A 16615-nucleotide genomic window follows, 5' to 3' on the forward strand; every position below is an offset into this window, starting at 1 on the left:
GGTGCAACGGCGCTCAGTCGCAGCAAAAAAGGCAGCCGTCGGCTGCCTTTTTCCATGATGGGTCCCGTCTATTTCGCGACGGCGCGCACGATGTGCCGGTACCAGAAGTGCAGCAGCGCGGCCGACAACGCCAACCCCACCATTGCCATCAGCCACATGCTGCCGGCGCCTTGGGGGGAGCCGGGCACCAGGACGTTGCGCAGCCCGTCCAGGCCGCCACGTCCCGGGCCGAAGCCAAACCACCAGCCGCCGACGAGGCCGACCCCGGCCAGCGCCACCGTCTGCAGCAGCAAGGGCACCACGGCCACCTTGTAGGCCCGCAGCAGGTACGAGTTGATGCATTGCATCGAGTCGAACAGGTGGAACAGCGGCAGCACCGCCAGCAGCGTGGTCGCCACCGCGGCGACCTGCGGATCACCCGTGTAGGCGGCCAGGATCAGCGGCCGCCCAGCCAGCAGCACCACCGCGGTCAACAGCGCCCCCATCAGGCCCAGCACCAGACCGGCCATGCCGGTGCGGTGGGCATGCGCCAGGTTGCCGGCGCCGATCGCCTGCGCCGTCAACGCGGCAGTCGCCACGCCCAGCGCCATCGGCATCATGTAGCACAGCGCCGCCAGGTTCGACATGATCTGGTGGCCGCCGGTGACGTACGTGCCCTCGCGCGCCACCAGCAGCGCCATGAAGGTGAAGGCGGACACTTCCACCAGGTACGAGCCGCCCATCGGAATGCCCAGGCGCAGCAGTTCCTTCAGCGACTTCCAGTCGGGCCGGCCCACGTGCAGGTGGAAGCGGCGGTAATAGCGGTCATGCGTCACCACCCACAGGCCCAGCCCCAGGCTCATCCAGGAGACGACCGCCGTGGCCAGCCCGGCGCCGGTTGCGCCCATGGCGGGCAGGCCCAGGTTGCCGTAGATGAACAGCCAATTGAAGAAGGCCTTGAAGCCGATGGCGGTCAGGTTGATCGCCATGACCAGCTTGGGGCGCGACACCGACGTGCCCAGCGCGTAGATGGTGCGAAACACCAGGGCGGCGGGCAGCGCCAGCACCAGCGCGCGCAGGTACGATGCGATGCGGTCGCGCACGGCGGGGTCGACATTGCCCGACATGGACAGCCACAGATCCGGGAACAGCATCAGGATGGCGCCCACTGCCGACAGGCCCAGCGCCAGCCAGACTCCCTGGCCCCAGCTGCGCCCGACTTCCAGGTTGTTGCCGGCGCCAAAGTGCTGCGCCAGGATGGGGATGAGCGCGTGGACCACGCCCATCAGGCCTACGAAGATGGTGATGTAGATGGAGGCGGACAGCGCCATCGCCGCCAGGTCGGTAGCGCTGGCGTGGCCGGTCATGGCGGTGTCCAGCACGCCGAACGAAATGCCGGCCCATTGGCTGATCAGCACCGGCCAGGCCTGTTTGGCGATGCCGCGCAGGGTGGCGCCGAACGAGATCGGCGCCGCGAGGGGAGGGGTCATCGGTTGGGGCCGACGCGCAGCAGGCGGAACACCTCCTGGCGGTCGGCGCGACGCCCGCCCTGCCACAGCACGTCGGCGCTGTCGCTATAGGCGGCGGTGTTGTCGCGCAGGCTCTGGTTGGTGGTCTGCTGCAGCACCAGCGTGCACTTGGAGTCGAAGGTGAACGTCAGATTATTGAAAATCAGGAACGAGGCGCGCTGGCCGCTGCCCAGGCTGAGTCCGCGCACGCATTCACCGGGGCGAGTGTTCTGCGCCACGGCCTGGGCAAGTTCACCCGATACCGTGCGGTAGCTGCGGGCGTAGTCGACCGCGGGCTGCCACAGCAGCACCAGCAGGATCCAGGTCACGGTCAGGCCGCCGGCCGACAGCACCGTGCCGCGCCACAGGGCCTGCGGCTTGACGCGCAGGCGCCAGACCACCAGCGCGATCCAGCTGAGGGTGAAGACGACCGCCAGGGCGAAGGCGCCCCAGGAAATCACCGGCTCGTAGCCGGTCGTCTGGCGGCCGATGTTGCGCGAAATCTGGGCGGGCCACTGAAAATGCAGGGCGATCCAGCCCAGCCAGGCGGTGGCGGCCGTCAGCGAAAAACACATCACCGCGAACCAGTCCAGCGTATTGACCACGCCGCGCCGCAGGGTCGGCAGCGAGAACGCGCCCAGCACCGCGCACGGCACGGCCATCAGCACGTATTCGGAGTCGCTGGCTTCGTCCAGCCCGAACAGCACCAGCGCCGCGCAGATCAGCAGCATCAGCGGCAGCCAGATGTGCGGGGCGTAGATCCAGGCGCGCCAGCGCCAGATGGCCAGGAGCGCCAGCGGCCAGGTGGGCCACAGGTACCACGGCAGGTCCCGCAGGGTGCGGCCCACGTCACGCCACGAGGGCACTGCAAACGACGACAGGTTCCAGCTCTTCCAGTTGCGGATCCAGTATTCGCTGCTTTGGCTTGCCGGTATCCACCAGGCCAGGATCAGCGCCGCCGCGATCAACGCGGCCCAGGGCAGCCAACGCTTGTGCTTCCACAGCGGGCCGCGCGGATAGAAGGCGAGCAGGGCGGCGACCATGATCGGCAACGCGCCGACCCAGCCCCGCGTGAGGAAACTGGCGGCGACCGCAATGCCCAGCGTGGTGGCGCCCGTGACGGGACGATCCACCGTGCGCGCCATCGAATAGAAGGCCAGCGCCTGGCATGCCATGATGGCCGGCACGACGGTGGTTTCGTGGGTGCGCTGCAGGATGCCGACGGTGGCCAGCAGCAGCAGCAAGGCGGCGTCGGCCAGCATGCGGCCGTAGTCGCGCGGTTCCGGCTCGCCGCCGAAGGGCAGGGCCAGCGGCTGGGCTTCGCTGCGACGGCCCAGCAGATAGGTGCCATACCAGACGCTCATGGCCGTAATGCCGAACCACAGCAGGTTGGGCAGGCGGCCGGCCGTGATGTCGCCGATGAAGGGGCCGAACAGCCAGATCGACACCGCGCCCACCCAGGTGATCAGCGGGCCTTCTTCGGCATGGGCCAGGTGCCCCACTTGCGGCAACAGCCAGGTGATGCCGCCTTCGCGGATGGCGGTGATCATCGTGGCCAGGCCGACCGCGTCATCCGTTTTCCACGGGTCGCGCATGAACAGGCCTGCCACGATGTAGGCCAGCGCCAGCCCAAGCAGAATCAGCCTGGGCAGCTTTGCGGTGGCAACCGACGTGAGTCGGGCCGGAGTGGAAATGGAAAGTGGGGACACGGGCGTTAATGTAACCGAGTGATCGGGAAGCGCCAGCCCCTGATGTGATGATGAGCAGGGCCCGGGGAAAAAAAAGCAGCCCGAAGGCTGCCTTTTTGCTGTGACTCCCGCAGGAGCGACAGGATCAGGAAGCGGACTTGACCGTGCCGGCCGTACGGGCGAAACGGGCGCGGAACTTTTCCACGCGGCCGGTTTCGACGATACGCGTCTGGGCGCCCGTGTAGAACGGGTGCGATTCGGAGGTCACGTCGCACTTGAAGAGCGGGTACGTCTTGCCATCGAGTTCGATGGTTTCGCGCGTGTGGACCGTCGAACGGGTGATGAACTTGTTGCCCGTTTGCAGGTCGGCGAAGACGACTTCGCGGTATTCGGGGTGAATGCCTTCTTTCATGGTGCTTTCCTAGGGCTCAGACAAGAGCCGTTCAAAAGTTAGGGTCGCCAGCAGGATCGCGCGGGTTGCCACTGTGGGTTGCCACTGGGGTTGCCAAAATGGACTGCCGCTGTTCTTGCCACGTATCCGAAAAGTAACTGCGAATTCTAGCATGGGATCGGCTGGATCGGCCAGGGGTTACGGGCGGCGCTGCGCAGCGCCGCCCGCGTTCCACTAGATGGGGACAGGGCCGCCGGCGATCAGAGCTCCGTGCGCAGTTTCCAGATCTCGGGGAAGAGCACCACTTCCAGCATGCGCCGCAGGTAATCCACCCCCGAGGTGCCGCCGGTGCCCCGCTTGAAACCGATGACGCGTTCCACCGTGGTGACGTGGCGGAAACGCCACAGGCGGAACGCGTCTTCCAGGTCGGTCAGCTTTTCGCCCAGCTGGTACAGGTCCCAGTAGCGGTCCGTATCGCGGTAGACCGTCAGCCAGGCCTGTTCGACGCCGTCCGACGCCTGGTAGGGCTGCGTCCAGTCGCGCTCCAGGTGGTCGGCGGGCACCGTGACGCCGTGGCGCGCCAGCAGACGCAGCGATTCGTCATACAGCGACGGCGCCTCGTACGCCTGGCGCACCTGGGCAAGCAGGTCTTCGCGATGCGCGTGCGGCTTGAGCATGGCGGCATTCTTGTTGCCCAGCAGGAATTCGATCTGGCGGTACTGATAACTCTGGAAACCGCTGGATCGCGCCAGGTAGGGGCGCAGGGCGGAATACTCGGGCGGGGTCATCGTCGCCAGCACGTCCCAGGCGTGCACCAGCTGTTCCATGATCTTGCTGACGCGGGCCAGCATCTTGAAGGCGGGCTGCAAGCGGTCCGCGGCCAGGTTGGCGATGGCGGCGCGCAGCTCGTGCAGCATCAGCTTCATCCAGAGCTCGCTGGTCTGGTGCTGCACGATGAACAGCATCTCGTTGTGCTCGGGCGACAGCGGATGCTGGGCGCCCAGCAGCGCGTCCAGGTGCAGGTAGTCGCCGTAGGTCATGTCGCGCGTGAAGTCCAGCTGCGCTTTTTCTTCGTGGACGATGTCCTCGGGGCGTTCGGGGCGGCTCATGCCTGGTCTCCGCAGGGCGGGGCGGCGCGGCGGGCGGACGCGGGCAGGCTGCGCCAGCCGGTGAACGGCAGGCAGGCGCAGGCGAGCGCCATGCGCGGGTCGGTCAGGTGTGTCATGGTCGTGCTTCTTTCACAAAGCGGGCGGCCGGCGCAAGGCATGGGCGCAGTGGTTGCGCCGCAATGCTTCCTGCACCCGGCCCGCCCGATGGCCGGGGTTTCAGCCCAGTTCGCGCAAGACGGCGCGCACCGGACTGGCGTCAGCCTGGACCAGCGCCAGCGGCAGGGCGATCAGTTCGTAATCGCCTTCCGGCACGTCATCGAGCACCAGGTTCTCCAGAACCCGCATGTCGTGGCGCAAGATGGTGTGATGGCTGTCCAGGGTCTTGCTGGACGCGGGGTCGATGCTGGGGGTGTCCAGCCCGATCAGCATGACGCCGCGTTCGGCCAGCCATTCGATGGTTTGGGGGGCGTAGGCCGAGAAGTCGTCGGTCCACCATTCCTGGGCGGCGTGCTTGGCGGTACGCACCAGGATGCGCGGGGGCAGGTTGGCGGCTGCGTGCAGCAGGTGCTCGGGCGTGATGAGCGGGCCGCAGTCGATCGCATGGATGACGCGGCAGGGGCCCAGGAAAGGCTCAAGCGACACCGCGCCGATGGCGGCGGCGCCGTTCTGGTAGTGCAGCGGCGCATCGGCGTGCGCGCCCACGTGCGGCGACAGCGTGATTTCACTGACGTTGACCGGACAGCCGGGTGCGAGCGACCACTTCCATTGCTGGCGGTACGGCGTGTCGCCCGGAAACACGGGCGAAGCCGTGGAGACGGGCGGGGAAATGTCCCACAGGCGTTTCATGGAAGTCGCAGGGTCGCGAAAGCGGAAATTAGGTTAAGCCTAAAACAATATCGGGCCGTAGTCTAACGAAATCCCGGCCCTCATGCAGCCCCGGGCGCTGCAATCACAAGCGGCCCAGTTCCGCCATGGACGCGACTTCGTCGCCCGCGACGATCAGGTGGTCCACCAGCGAAACGTCCACCAGCGCCAGCGCCTGCTTGAGGTGCCGGGTGAAGGCCTGGTCCGCCGCGCTGGGTTCGGCCAGGCCCGAGGGGTGGTTGTGTGCCACGATCAGGGCCGCCGCGTGGTGCCGCAGCGCCTCGCGCACGACCTCGCGGGGGTAGACGGACGCCTGCGACAGCGTGCCGCGTGCCAATTCGCCGCTGGCGATCAGCCGCAACTGGCTGTCCAGGTACAGGGCGATGCAATGTTCCACCCGGCGGTGCGCCAGCGTGACCTTGCAATACTGTTTCACCCGGGCGGGATGGTCCAGCGTGCTGTCGCGGGTGAGTTCTTCCTCGACGGCCCGCTTGGCCAGTTCCAGTATCGCGGCCAGCAGGCACGCCTTGGCGATGCCCAGGCCCGGCACCGCCAGCAGCTCCTCCGGGGTGGCCCCCAACAGCCCCCGCAGCCCGGAAAATCGTTCCAGCAGCCGGCCGGACAGGTCCAGCACGTTCAGGCCGGGCACCCCGGTGCGCAGGCCGATGGCGAGCAATTCGGCATTTTGTAACGCGGCCGCGCCATGACGCAGCAGACGCTCTCGGGGACGCTCGTGTTTGGACACCCGCACAGACAATTTCATAAGAGGCTCTAAAATCAGGGTTTACTTACTGTTTAAACACGGTGGCAGATCGTGAGCATCGCCTCTAATGAAGTGAACGTTTTGGTCCGTCCGGACTCCTACCTGACGCTGCACTACCGCATCACGCTGGCCTCCGGGCCGGGCCAGGATTCGGTGTTCACCGACACCTTCGACGGCCGTCCGGCCACGTTGCAGATGGGCAGCGGCCAATGGGCCCCCGGCCTGGAAAACGCCTTGCTGGGCAAGGCCGAGGGCGACCGCTTCAGCGTCACCATCGAGCCCGCCGACGCCTACGGCGACCGCAACCCCGAACTGATCCAGCGCGTCACGCGCAAGATGCTGGCCGAACATGCGGGCGCCGACGCCACCTTCGAACCGGGCGACCTGGTCGAATTCGCCGCGCCCAATGGCGGACGCTATTCGGGCGTGCTCAAGGAAATCAACGAGGAATCGGCGCTGTTCGATTTCAATCACCCGCTTGCGGGCGTCCGGTTGCGGGTCGACGTGGCGCTGCTGGGAGTTCTCTGATGAGCCAGGTTGTCACCGCCGCCGACGCCGAAGTCCTGCTGGCGCAGCCGCGCGGCTTCTGTGCCGGCGTCGATCGCGCCATCGACATCGTCGAGCGCGCACTCGAACTGCACGGCGCGCCCATCTACGTGCGCCACGAGATCGTCCATAACCGCTATGTGGTCGAAGACCTGCGCGCCAAAGGGGCCATCTTCATCGACGAACTCGATGATGCGCCTACCGGCGCCATCGTCGTGTTTTCGGCCCATGGCGTGTCCAAGGCGGTCCGGGCCGAGGCCGAGGCCCGCGGCCTGCAGGTGTTCGATGCCACCTGCCCGCTGGTCACCAAGGTCCACATCGAGGTCGCCCGCATGCGCGCCGCCGGCCGCGAGATCATCATGATCGGCCACAAGGGCCACCCGGAAGTCGAGGGCACGCTGGGCCAGGCCCAGGGCGGCATGTACCTGGTCGAAACCGTCGAGGACGTCGCCGGCCTGGAGGTCACCAACCCCGACAACCTCGCCTACGTGACCCAGACGACGCTGTCGGTGGACGACGCTGCGGCGGTGTCGAAGGCGCTCAAGGCGCGCTTTCCGAGCATTGTCGAACCCAAGAAAAGCGACATCTGCTACGCCACGCAGAATCGCCAGGACGCGGTCAAGATGCTGTCGCCCGAGTGCGATCTGGTGCTGGTGGTGGGCAGCCCCAACAGCTCCAATTCCAACCGTCTGCGCGAAGTCGCCGACCGCATGGGCGTGGCCTCGTACCTGATCGACGGCGCGCAATCCATCGACCCGGCCTGGCTGGTCGGCCGCAAGCGCATCGGCGTCACCGCCGGCGCCTCGGCGCCCGAGATCCTGGTGCAGCAGGTGATCGCGCGGGTCAAGGAATTGGGCGCGGTGTCGGTGCGCACCATGCCGGGTCTGGAAGAGAACGTGGCGTTCCCGCTGCCCAAGGGCCTCTCGCGCAAGGCTGTACAGACCGAATCGCTGGAATAGGCGCGCGGCGTTCCGGCGCCCCGCAATAGGCGCAGCGCCCGGCGGGCGGTGCGCGCGACAACATCCAAGGAGACTTCATGCAGTTGTACAGCTATTTCCGCAGCTCGGCCGCGTACCGGGTGCGCATTGCCCTGAACCTGAAAGGCCTGCCGTACGAATACCTGGCTGTGCATCTCTTGAAAGATGGCGGGCAGCAGCTGTCGCCCGATTACCGCAAGGTCAATCCGACAGGCCTGGTGCCCACGCTGATCGATGGCGATGCCGTCATCGGCCAGTCGCTCGCCATCATCGAGTACCTGGAAGAAACCCATCCGCAGGTGCCGCTGCTGCCGGCCGACCCGATCGGCCGCGCCCGGGTGCGCGACCTGGCGCTGGGCATTGCCTGCGACACGCACCCCTTGAACAACCTGCGCGTGCTGAAGTACCTGAAGCACACGCTGGGGGTGGACGAAGCCGCCAAGAATGCCTGGTATCGGCACTGGGTCGACCAGGGCCTGCAAGCCCTGGAGGCGCAATTGACCGGCTCGAGGGCCACCGGCAAGTTCTGCCATGGCGACACGCCCACCATCGCCGATCTTTGCCTGGTGCCGCAGGTGGCCAATGCGCGCCGCCTGGAATGCGACCTGAGCGCCATGCCCACGGTCGTGCGCATCGACGCCGCCTGCCGCGAATTGGCCGCCTTCGATGCGGCCGCGCCGGGCAAGCAGCCCGACGCAGAATGATGCCGAGCCGGCCGGGCCCTCCTGTGAGGTCCCGGCCGGTCGGTGTGGTCGCGCCGTTCAGCCCGCGGTTCAGCCCAATTGCACCGGTACGAAGATCTTGTCTTCTCCGCGCTGCACCAGCAGCGCGACGGTCTTGCCGGCCTTGGACAGGGCGTCCTTGACCTGGGCGACGTTGTGCACCGGCACGCCGTTCAACGACAGCAGTACGTCACCCGGCTGGATGCCTGCCTTGGCGGCGGGCCCGGCGGATTGCTCGATCAACAGCCCTTGCGTGCCCGACGCTTGCTGCTCTTGCGGTGACAGCGGGCGCAGTGCCAGGCCAAGCTGACCCTTCTGGACGTCGCGGCTTTCGCCGGACGCCTGCGCGCGGTCCTTGGGAATGCCGCCCAGGGTGGCCACCACTTCCTTGGCGCTGCCGTTGCGCCACAGGTCCAGCGTGATCTTTTCGCCCGGCGTGGCCAGCGTGATCAGCGAGGCCAAGTCGCCGGACGACACGATGGTCTTGCCGTTGATCTTGCGCACCACGTCGCCCGGTTGCAGGCCGGCTTTTTCGGCGGCGCTGCCTTTTTCCACGCTGGACACCAGCGCACCGGACGGCGTGTCCAGCTTGAAGGAATTGGCCAGGTCCTGGTTCACTTCCTGCACCGTCACGCCCAGGCGCGCATGCTGCACCTTGCCATGCTCCAGGATCTGGTCCTTGATCTTGTAGGCCACGTCGATGGGAATCGAGAACGACAGGCCCTGGAAACCGCCGGTGCGGCTGTAGATCTGCGAGTTGATGCCGACCACTTCGCCGCGGTCATTGAACAGCGGTCCGCCGGAGTTGCCGGGGTTCACGGCCACGTCGGTCTGGATGAACGGCACCGAGGTGTCGTCCGGCAGCGAACGGCCCTTGGCGCTGACGATGCCGGCCGTGGCGGTGTTTTCCAGGCCGTAGGGCGAGCCGATGGCCAGCACCCATTCGCCGACCTGCAGCTGGTTCACGTCGCCCACCTTCACCACCGGCAGGTTCTTGGCGTCGATCTTGATGACGGCCACATCGGTCTGCGTGTCGGCGCCCAGCACCTTGGCGCGGTACTCGCGGCGGTCGGTCAGCTTGACGGTCACTTCCTTGGCGCCTTGCACGACGTGGGCATTGGTCAGGATGATGCCGTCGCTGCTGACGATGAAGCCGGAGCCCTCGCCGCGGATCGGCACCTCACGCGACGGCATGCCGCCGCGTGCGCCTGGAATCTGGCCGAAGAACTGCGCGAAGGGATCGTCGTCGTCATCGGACACCTTGCGCGTGCCGCTGATGCTGATGTTGACGACGGCGGGGCCGTAATCATGTGTGATCTGGACGAAGTTGGGGGCGCCGGTCGGGCTGATCGCGGGGGCGGCAGCGGCCACGGGCGACGGCGCATTGGCGGCCATCGAAATGCCGCCAAACGCGGCGGTGGCGCCCGCGCCGCCAATCGCGCCGGCAGCCAGCAGCGCCAGCACCAGGCGCGAGGGGTTCAATTGCGAGGTTTTCATGTCGGCTCCTGCGTTCATGTTTGAGGACATGGCGCTATCTTCGGGCCTGACACTTAGGTGAAACTTAAGCGGGCGGATTGCCCTGCGGAAAATCGACCTTGGCTCGCAAGCCCTGGCCGCCAGGGGCTTGCTCCAGGGTAATGGCGGCGCCGTGGCGGTCGGCGATGGCGCGCGCAATCGCCAGGCCCAGGCCGCTGCCGTGCTGGGTATTGCCTTGCACGCGATAGAAGCGGTCGAACACGCGTTCGCGTTCCTCGGGCGCGAGGCCGGGGCCGTTGTCGTCGATCGCCAGCACGGCGCGGCCATCCTGCGCATCCAGGCGAATGTCGATGTGGCCGCCGGCGGGCGTGTACTTGATGGCGTTGTCCAGCAGATTGCGCGCCAGCAGGACCAGCGCGTCACGATGACCGGTGACCCAGGCTTCGGGGGCGCCTTGCCGGTCCACCTCGATCCGTTTGGCATTGGCGGCCGCCAGGGTCTCGGACAAGGCCAGGCGCAGCACTTCGCCCAGGTCCACCGCGGCGACGGGCGGCTGCTCGGCCGTGTCTTCGTGGCGCGCCATGGACAGCAATTGCTCCACCAGCCGCGTGGCGCGTTCGATGCCGGCTGCCAGGCGCTGTTCGGCCACGCGCCGGCTGTCTTCGTCGCTCGCGCGGCGCAGGGACTGCAGTTGCAAGTTCAACGCTGCCAGGGGCGAGCGCAACTCGTGCGCCGCGTCGCCGACAAACTGCTTTTGCAGCGCGAACGCCCCGCGCATGCGTTCCAGCAGCAGATTCAGTTCCTGCATCAAGGGCCGGATCTCGTCGGGCAAGTCGGGCACGTCGATGGGCGACAGGTCTTCCGGGCGCCGGTCGGCGACCTGGGCGCGTGCGCGCTTGACCGGCCGCAGCGACCAGCTGACCACGCACCACACGATCAGCATCAGCAGCGGCGCGGCCGCCGCAATCGGCGCGATGGTGCGCCAGGCCAGGGCGCCGGCCATGCGTTTGCGCACATTCATGTCCTGCGCCACCTGGATGACCTGGAAAGGCGTGGCCAGCGAATAGACGCGGTAGGTGGTGCCTTCGACCTGGGCATCGGCAAAGCCCAGGACGATCTGGTCGGGCAGGGGGCGGCGCGAACGCGAATTGAAGACGCGCACGCCGTCCGGCGTCCAGATCTGGATGATCAGGTCATCGGCCATGGGCGTGGCGGTGCCTTGGGCGTGGGCCGGGCCCATCCGCAGCAGCCCGTCGCCGGTGCCCAGCGACAGCGCGGTGCGCTGCAGCAGCGAATCGAAGATGTCGTCGGCCTGCTGCAACGTGCTGCGATAGGCGATGGCGCCTTGCACCAGCGCGCCCACCGCAATGGCGGCGAGCAGGAAGAACAGCAAGCGGGCCCGCAGCGAATAGCTAAGCGGAATGCTCATGTTTTGGGAATGACATAGCCGACGCCCCTGACGTTCTGGATCAGGTCCTGACCCAGTTTCTTGCGCAGGCCATGAATATAAACCTCAACCGCGTTGCTGCTCACGCTGTCCTTCCAGCTGTAGAGCTTCTCTTCCAGCTGGGCGCGCGAAAAGATCATGCCGGGGCGGGCGATCAGCGGTTCCAGCACGGCCCATTCGCGCGCGGTCAGCGGCACCGGCATGCCATTGACCGTTGCGGCATGCGATTGCGGGTCGATGGTGACGCCATCGTGCTCGAAGATCGGTTCGGCGCGCCCCGCGCTGCGGCGGATCAGCGCGCGCATGCGGGCCAGCAGTTCATCGACGTCGTAAGGCTTGACGATGTAGTCATCGGCACCGGCGTCCAGGCCCGCGATGCGGTCGCTGACGGCATCGCGCGCGGTGGCGATCAGGACGGGGGTGCGGTCCTTGCGGCCGCGCAGGTCGCGCAGCAGGGCCAGGCCATCGCGCTTGGGCAGGCCGAGGTCCAGCAGGACGAGGTCATAGGGGTCGGTGCGCAGCGCCAGTTCGGCGGAGTGGCCGTCCTTGACCCAGTCGACGGCGTAATGCTCGGCGCGCAGGCAATCCAACACGCTTTCACCGATCATGATGTCGTCTTCGACAAGAAGGATGCGCATGGTTGTTCCAGCCTGAGGGAGGTTCCAGCAGGTTGGATGCGTAGGGCGGGGCGGGAGTTCCCCGGTGACGTCGATGCGCGGGGTCTGCGGTGAGCGGAAATGAAAAAAGCAGCCCGAAAGGGCTGCTTTTTGAATGCTGGTGCCGGCAATAGGAGTCGAACCTACGACCTTCGCATTACGAATGCGCTGCTCTACCAACTGAGCTATGCCGGCAAGACCATTTGCTTCGTTTCCGGACAAGCCAGAAGAGACAAGCAAAACATCTTTTTCTTCCCAATTCAGCGCCTTTTTATGGGGCCTGATCTGGAAAGACCGAAATCATATCAGAGTTTTTTGGCGATGGGAAACTTGCTGCGAAAGTTTCCACAAAAACTTCACGATTTGCACACTTCAAAATTTTCGTTCATAATCTCGTTTCTTAGCAGTTCCCCGATAGCTCAGTCGGTAGAGCGACGGACTGTTAATCCGCAGGTCGCTGGTTCGAGCCCAGCTCGGGGAGCCAAAGAATTCAGGGCCATTCACGCAAGTGAATGGCCCTTTTGGTTTGGGTTTTCGGTTCGGATTTTGGCAGCCTGGTGAAAGCTTTGTGTTATGTAATAACATTCTGTTTTTCATCGGGTGGGTCATCATGCAGACAAAGCGCCAGGCGGAAGGCCAGACAGCAGGCCAGTTGATCAGCGCGGCGCGGCCGCAAGACGGGCGCTTGCCCGTGACGGTGTTGTCCGGATTCCTGGGCGCCGGCAAGACCACCTTGCTCAATCATGTCCTGAACAATCGCGAGGGGCGGCGCGTTGCGGTCATCGTCAACGACATGTCCGAGGTCAACATTGACGCCAGGCTGGTGCGCGACGGCGGTGCCGCGCTGTCACGGGCCGACGAGAAGCTGGTTGAAATGAGCAATGGCTGCATCTGCTGTACGTTGCGGGAAGACCTGCTGATCGAAATACGGAGGCTCGCCGCGGAAGGGCGCTTCGACTATCTGCTGATCGAGTCCACCGGTATCTCCGAGCCGCTGCCGGTTGCCGAGACCTTCACGTTTCGCGATGAAGATGGGGTCAGCCTGTCCGATGTCGCCCGGCTGGATACGATGGTGACGGTCGTGGATGCGTTCAACTTCCTGCGTGACTACGCGAGTCGTGACGATCTGGCCGCGCGAGGGCAGGCGCTGGGTGAGGATGATGGGCGCACGGTGGTCGACCTGCTGATCGAGCAGGTGGAATTCTGCGACGTCATGGTGCTGAACAAGACCGACCTGGTGGGCGCGCCCGACCTGGCGCGGCTTGAAGCCATCCTGCGCAAACTGAACCCGCGCGCCGATATCGTGCGCGGCGAATTCGGCCGTGTGCCCCTGGCGCGCGTGCTCGACACCGGACGCTTCGATTTCGACGCGGCGGCGCAGGCGCCCGCCTGGCTCAAGGCGCTGCGCGGCGAGCACGTGTCCGAAAGCGAGGAATACGGCATCGGCAGTTTCGTGTTTCGCGCCCGCCGGCCGTTTCATCCGCAGCGGCTATGGGATTGGATACACGAAGAATGGCCGGGCGTGGTGCGATCCAAGGGCTATTTCTGGCTGGCCACGCGCCCGGCGATCGCCGCGTCGTGGTCGCAAGCCGGGCCGGCGACGCGTTATGGTGCGGCCGGCTATTGGTGGGCGGCGCTGCCGGCCGAGCGTTGGCCCGAAGACGCCGAATCGCGCGCGCGCATCGTCGCCGAGTGGGATCCCGTCTATGGTGACCGTTGCCAGGAATTGGTGCTGATCGGCATCGGCATGGACGAACCTGCCTTGCGCGCGCGGTTGACGGCGTGCCTGATGACGCAGGAAGAAATGACCCGGCCGGCGACGGAATTGGCTACGATCCCTGATCCGTTCCCCGTCTGGGGTGCGGCGCATTAGGGAGGGCGGGGCAGGGCCTCGCGAAGTGATGGGCGCGCAAGACGACAAACGCATTGGCGTAACGGTAATTTCGGGCTTCCTGGGCAGTGGCAAGACCACCTTGCTCAACCGCCTGCTGCGCGAGCCGGCCTATGCCGATGCGGTCGTCATCGTCAACGAGTACGGCGATATCGGCGTGGACCATCATCTGGTGCGCCTGGCGCCGGACAATATCGTATTGATCGAAGGCGGCTGCCTGTGCTGCGTGGTAAGCGGGGCGGTTGCCGATACCCTGCGCGAGCTTTTCATGCTGGCGCTCAGCCGGCGCATCAAGCCGTTTCGGCGGGTGCTGATCGAGACCAGCGGGTTGGCAGACCCGGCACCGGTGCTTTTCACGCTCAAGCATGACCGCTTTCTTGCCGAGCGCTATGTGTATCAGGGCGCCCTGGTGGTGGTGGACGTGCGACATGGTCCGCAGCAGTTGGAGTCGCAGCCGGAAGCGCTGCGTCAATTGGCGCTGGCCGACACGGTGGTGTTCAGCAAATCCGACCTGGCCGATGCGTCGCAACTGCGCGAGGTGGAGCGGGCCGTGGCCCAGATCAATCCTGGCGCCCGGCGCTGTGTGCAGCGGGGCGACGCGCCCTTGGTGGGGGCACTGCTGGAAGGCCCTGATCCGCAATCGCGGCGCGACGGCGTCGAACTGGCAGGTTGGTTGCGTGCGTTTTCAAAGCCGATGGCGGCGCGGCATGCGCAGGTCGCCAGTTTTTCCATCACGCTGGTCGTCCCGATCGGTCGCGCCGCCTTCCTGGCGGGCGTCTCTCGTGTGCAAGAGCGGTTCGGGCCCGCGCTGCTGCGGATGAAGGGCCTGGTCTGTTTCGAGGGCGATGCCCTGCCTTGCGAGGTGCATGGCGTGCATGGCGAGCTGTATCCCATCCGTCCCTTGGTCCAGTGGCCGGACGATGATCGGTTGTCGCAATTGGTCTATATCGTCAGGGGGGCGGATCCGGCCGACGTGCGGGCGGCGGCGTGCGCCGCATTGGGCCAGTTCCCTGCCTAGCGAACGTTTCGATCTCAGGTCCGGGGCGGCTCGCCCCCACCCTTGGTGTCATTTCAGATGCTGAAAATGCACGGAAATACGGTATAACCCGTAAAGTCTGGTGCAAAAATCGAGACAATCATGGACCGTTTGAAAGCGATGCAGGTGTTCGTGGAGGTCGCCGACAGGGGGAGTTTGTCGGCGGCGGCGGTTCATCTGGATATGTCCCGGGCCATGGTGTCGCGCTACCTGGCAGAAATGGAACAATGGGTCGGGGTGCGCCTGTTGCATCGCACGACCCGGCGCCTGAGCCTGACGCCGGCCGGCGCCGAAACCCTGCCGCGCTGTCGGCAGATGCTCGACATGGTGGGCGATCTGCGCAGTGCCGTGTCCACGCCCGAAGACACGCCGCGCGGTCTGTTGCGCATGACCACCAGCATGTCGTTCGGCTCCCGCCATCTCGCCCGCCTCATCACCGAATACGTCAAGTTGCACCCGGGCACCTCGGTCGATCTGATGCTGGTCGATCGCGCCGTCAATCTGGTCGAGGAACGGGTCGACCTGGCCGTGCGCATCACCAATGACCTGGACCCCAACCTGATTGCCCGCAAGCTGGCGGTGTGCCGCTCGGTGGTGTGCGCGTCGCCCGAATACCTGCAGCGCGAGGGCGAACCCGCCCGGATCGAAGACCTGTCCCTGCGCAACTGCCTGACCCACTCCTACTTCGGCAAAAGCCTGTGGCGCTTCGAGCGCGACGGCGTGCCGGTGGATGTGCCGGTCAGCGGCAATATCAGCGCCAACGAGGTTTCCGTGTTGGTGCAGGCGGCGCTGGAGGGGGCGGGGGTGGCCATGTTGCCCACGTACTACGCCACCGAATATGTGGCCGAAGGCCGGCTGAAGGTCATTCTGCCCCACGCCAAGCCGCAGGAGCTGGGGATCTATGGGGTTTATGTGTCGCGTCGCCAGATGCCGCTGATCCTGCGTTCGATGCTGGATTTCCTGGTCGAACGGCTGGAGTCCACGCCCTGGGATACGCCGTAGCGCGCGGGGTGGGCCGGGGCTTGGGTGCGTTGGGTGGGGCGTTCTTGCAGGCGCTGCCGGTTGAGGGGCGGGTATATAACGGTATAATTTGGGTGCTTTCCCGGTCGGCAGGGCGCTGAACTGCAGGGCTTTTGCCAATCGCCGCAAGCATGTAGTCTTAGAAAAACATCTAAGAATCGTAATTCCGGCTTAACAGGCCGCGGCATCGTGGGGCAGGGGCTCCGGATGCACGAGGGGAGGCGCACCCGGGTCTTCGGCAGGCGGCGGCCATTATGCCGCGCCGACATCCGGTGCCTGACGATTCAGGTCCTTGATCTCGATTGCCGCAATATCGATTGCCTCGGAAATAGTGCCAGATACGGCGCGGTTCGCAGGCTTGTTGGCTTGCTATGCCAGCTTTTCCGGATTGTGCTTAAAACATTGCCCCGCGGATTGCCGGGGTAGGCGTGCAGCCCATCTTGCATGGTGCGAACCCTGCGGCCCGAGCCCGCGGCGGTTGTCAGTAAACACAGGATTCTCGTGAGAAATTCGCAAACCAGCGCAGTCTGTTGCCGTACCGC

Annotated in this window: 15 protein-coding genes and 2 tRNA genes; 7 read left to right on the top strand and 10 right to left on the bottom strand. The window is 65.8% G+C overall.

Features of this window, described 5'->3' with window-relative positions:
• Nucleotides 1-68: 68 nt before the first annotated feature.
• From ACUDP5_RS07590 to radC, 6 genes are all read right to left on the bottom strand, one after another.
• Nucleotides 69-1469 (bottom strand): MATE family efflux transporter, encoded by a 1401-nt coding sequence (locus tag ACUDP5_RS07590; RefSeq protein ID WP_263910742.1) that lies wholly within the window; start codon nt 1467-1469, stop codon nt 69-71.
• Complete coding sequence (locus ACUDP5_RS07595) at nt 1466-3196, bottom strand: ArnT family glycosyltransferase (RefSeq protein ID WP_263910743.1); 1731 nt, start codon at nt 3194-3196, stop codon at nt 1466-1468. The genes ACUDP5_RS07590 and ACUDP5_RS07595 overlap by 4 nt, the downstream gene beginning before the upstream one ends.
• A 124-nt stretch (nt 3197-3320) precedes the next feature.
• On the bottom strand, nt 3321-3587 hold the full coding sequence (locus tag ACUDP5_RS07600) for a type B 50S ribosomal protein L31 (RefSeq protein WP_263910744.1): 267 nt from the start codon (nt 3585-3587) through the stop codon (nt 3321-3323).
• A 239-nt stretch (nt 3588-3826) separates the two neighbouring features.
• Entirely contained in the window at nt 3827-4675 is an 849-nt protein-coding gene (gene kynA, locus ACUDP5_RS07605; RefSeq protein ID WP_263910745.1) for a tryptophan 2,3-dioxygenase, read from the bottom strand.
• 216 nt (nt 4676-4891) lie between these two features.
• The gene (kynB, locus tag ACUDP5_RS07610; protein WP_445658483.1) at nt 4892-5521 is read right to left on the bottom strand and encodes an arylformamidase; all 630 of its coding nucleotides are present in this window, start codon (nt 5519-5521) and stop codon (nt 4892-4894) included.
• A 103-nt stretch (nt 5522-5624) separates the two neighbouring features.
• On the bottom strand, nt 5625-6302 hold the full coding sequence (gene radC / locus ACUDP5_RS07615; RefSeq protein ID WP_263910747.1) for a RadC family protein: 678 nt from the start codon (nt 6300-6302) through the stop codon (nt 5625-5627).
• Nucleotides 6303-6353: 51 nt separating this feature from the next.
• Between radC and ACUDP5_RS07620 the strand changes: the two genes are divergently transcribed.
• The 3 genes from ACUDP5_RS07620 (at nt 6354) to maiA (ending at nt 8529) form a co-directional block, all read left to right on the top strand.
• A complete protein-coding gene (locus tag ACUDP5_RS07620; protein ID WP_263910748.1) occupies nt 6354-6830 on the top strand; it encodes a peptidylprolyl isomerase in 477 nt (158 codons plus the stop codon).
• Complete coding sequence (gene ispH / locus ACUDP5_RS07625; protein WP_445658484.1) at nt 6830-7807, top strand: 4-hydroxy-3-methylbut-2-enyl diphosphate reductase; 978 nt, start codon at nt 6830-6832, stop codon at nt 7805-7807. Before ACUDP5_RS07620 ends, ispH begins: the two co-directional genes overlap by 1 nt.
• Before the next feature lie 77 nt (nt 7808-7884).
• Nucleotides 7885-8529: a maleylacetoacetate isomerase gene (maiA, locus tag ACUDP5_RS07630; RefSeq protein ID WP_263910752.1), complete on the top strand. Its 645-nt coding sequence runs from the start codon at nt 7885-7887 to the stop codon at nt 8527-8529.
• A 69-nt stretch (nt 8530-8598) separates the two neighbouring features.
• Here the strand turns inward: maiA and ACUDP5_RS07635 are convergent, their stop codons facing one another.
• From ACUDP5_RS07635 to ACUDP5_RS07650, 4 genes are all read right to left on the bottom strand, one after another.
• The gene (locus tag ACUDP5_RS07635) at nt 8599-10044 is read right to left on the bottom strand and encodes a DegQ family serine endoprotease (protein WP_263910753.1); all 1446 of its coding nucleotides are present in this window, start codon (nt 10042-10044) and stop codon (nt 8599-8601) included.
• A 64-nt stretch (nt 10045-10108) separates the two neighbouring features.
• Complete coding sequence (locus ACUDP5_RS07640) at nt 10109-11452, bottom strand: ATP-binding protein (protein WP_263910754.1); 1344 nt, start codon at nt 11450-11452, stop codon at nt 10109-10111.
• Entirely contained in the window at nt 11449-12108 is a 660-nt protein-coding gene (locus ACUDP5_RS07645) for a response regulator (RefSeq protein ID WP_263910755.1), read from the bottom strand. The genes ACUDP5_RS07640 and ACUDP5_RS07645 overlap by 4 nt, the downstream gene beginning before the upstream one ends.
• A gap of 137 nt (nt 12109-12245) precedes the next feature.
• A tRNA-Thr gene (locus tag ACUDP5_RS07650) sits at nt 12246-12321 on the bottom strand.
• A gap of 213 nt (nt 12322-12534) precedes the next feature.
• Here ACUDP5_RS07650 and ACUDP5_RS07655 point away from each other — a divergent pair.
• The 4 genes from ACUDP5_RS07655 (at nt 12535) to ACUDP5_RS07670 (ending at nt 16055) form a co-directional block, all read left to right on the top strand.
• A tRNA-Asn gene (locus tag ACUDP5_RS07655) sits at nt 12535-12610 on the top strand.
• 126 nt (nt 12611-12736) lie between these two features.
• Complete coding sequence (zigA, locus tag ACUDP5_RS07660; protein WP_445658485.1) at nt 12737-13999, top strand: zinc metallochaperone GTPase ZigA; 1263 nt, start codon at nt 12737-12739, stop codon at nt 13997-13999.
• A 28-nt stretch (nt 14000-14027) separates the two neighbouring features.
• The gene (locus tag ACUDP5_RS07665; RefSeq protein ID WP_445658486.1) at nt 14028-15035 is read left to right on the top strand and encodes a CobW family GTP-binding protein; all 1008 of its coding nucleotides are present in this window, start codon (nt 14028-14030) and stop codon (nt 15033-15035) included.
• 120 nt (nt 15036-15155) lie between these two features.
• Nucleotides 15156-16055, top strand: coding sequence for a LysR family transcriptional regulator (locus ACUDP5_RS07670; RefSeq protein WP_263910758.1), 900 nt, complete (start codon nt 15156-15158; stop codon nt 16053-16055).
• Nucleotides 16056-16615 lie beyond the last annotated feature (560 nt).

The sequence above is a fragment of the Achromobacter sp. NCFB-sbj8-Ac1-l genome, assembly GCF_052695805.1.

Coding starts and splice junctions, on each gene's coding strand:
- kynB (WP_445658483.1), bottom strand. CDS start 5,521: ATGAAACGCCTGTGGGACATTTCCCCGCCCGTCTCCACGGCTTCGCCC.
- ACUDP5_RS07600 (WP_263910744.1), bottom strand. CDS start 3,587: ATGAAAGAAGGCATTCACCCCGAATACCGCGAAGTCGTCTTCGCCGAC.
- maiA (WP_263910752.1), top strand. CDS start 7,885: ATGCAGTTGTACAGCTATTTCCGCAGCTCGGCCGCGTACCGGGTGCGC.
- ACUDP5_RS07670 (WP_263910758.1), top strand. CDS start 15,156: ATGGACCGTTTGAAAGCGATGCAGGTGTTCGTGGAGGTCGCCGACAGG.
- kynA (WP_263910745.1), bottom strand. CDS start 4,675: ATGAGCCGCCCCGAACGCCCCGAGGACATCGTCCACGAAGAAAAAGCG.
- ACUDP5_RS07645 (WP_263910755.1), bottom strand. CDS start 12,108: ATGCGCATCCTTCTTGTCGAAGACGACATCATGATCGGTGAAAGCGTG.
- ACUDP5_RS07635 (WP_263910753.1), bottom strand. CDS start 10,044: ATGAAAACCTCGCAATTGAACCCCTCGCGCCTGGTGCTGGCGCTGCTG.
- zigA (WP_445658485.1), top strand. CDS start 12,737: ATGCAGACAAAGCGCCAGGCGGAAGGCCAGACAGCAGGCCAGTTGATC.
- ACUDP5_RS07590 (WP_263910742.1), bottom strand. CDS start 1,469: ATGACCCCTCCCCTCGCGGCGCCGATCTCGTTCGGCGCCACCCTGCGC.
- radC (WP_263910747.1), bottom strand. CDS start 6,302: ATGAAATTGTCTGTGCGGGTGTCCAAACACGAGCGTCCCCGAGAGCGT.
- ispH (WP_445658484.1), top strand. CDS start 6,830: ATGAGCCAGGTTGTCACCGCCGCCGACGCCGAAGTCCTGCTGGCGCAG.
- ACUDP5_RS07665 (WP_445658486.1), top strand. CDS start 14,028: ATGGGCGCGCAAGACGACAAACGCATTGGCGTAACGGTAATTTCGGGC.
- ACUDP5_RS07640 (WP_263910754.1), bottom strand. CDS start 11,452: ATGAGCATTCCGCTTAGCTATTCGCTGCGGGCCCGCTTGCTGTTCTTC.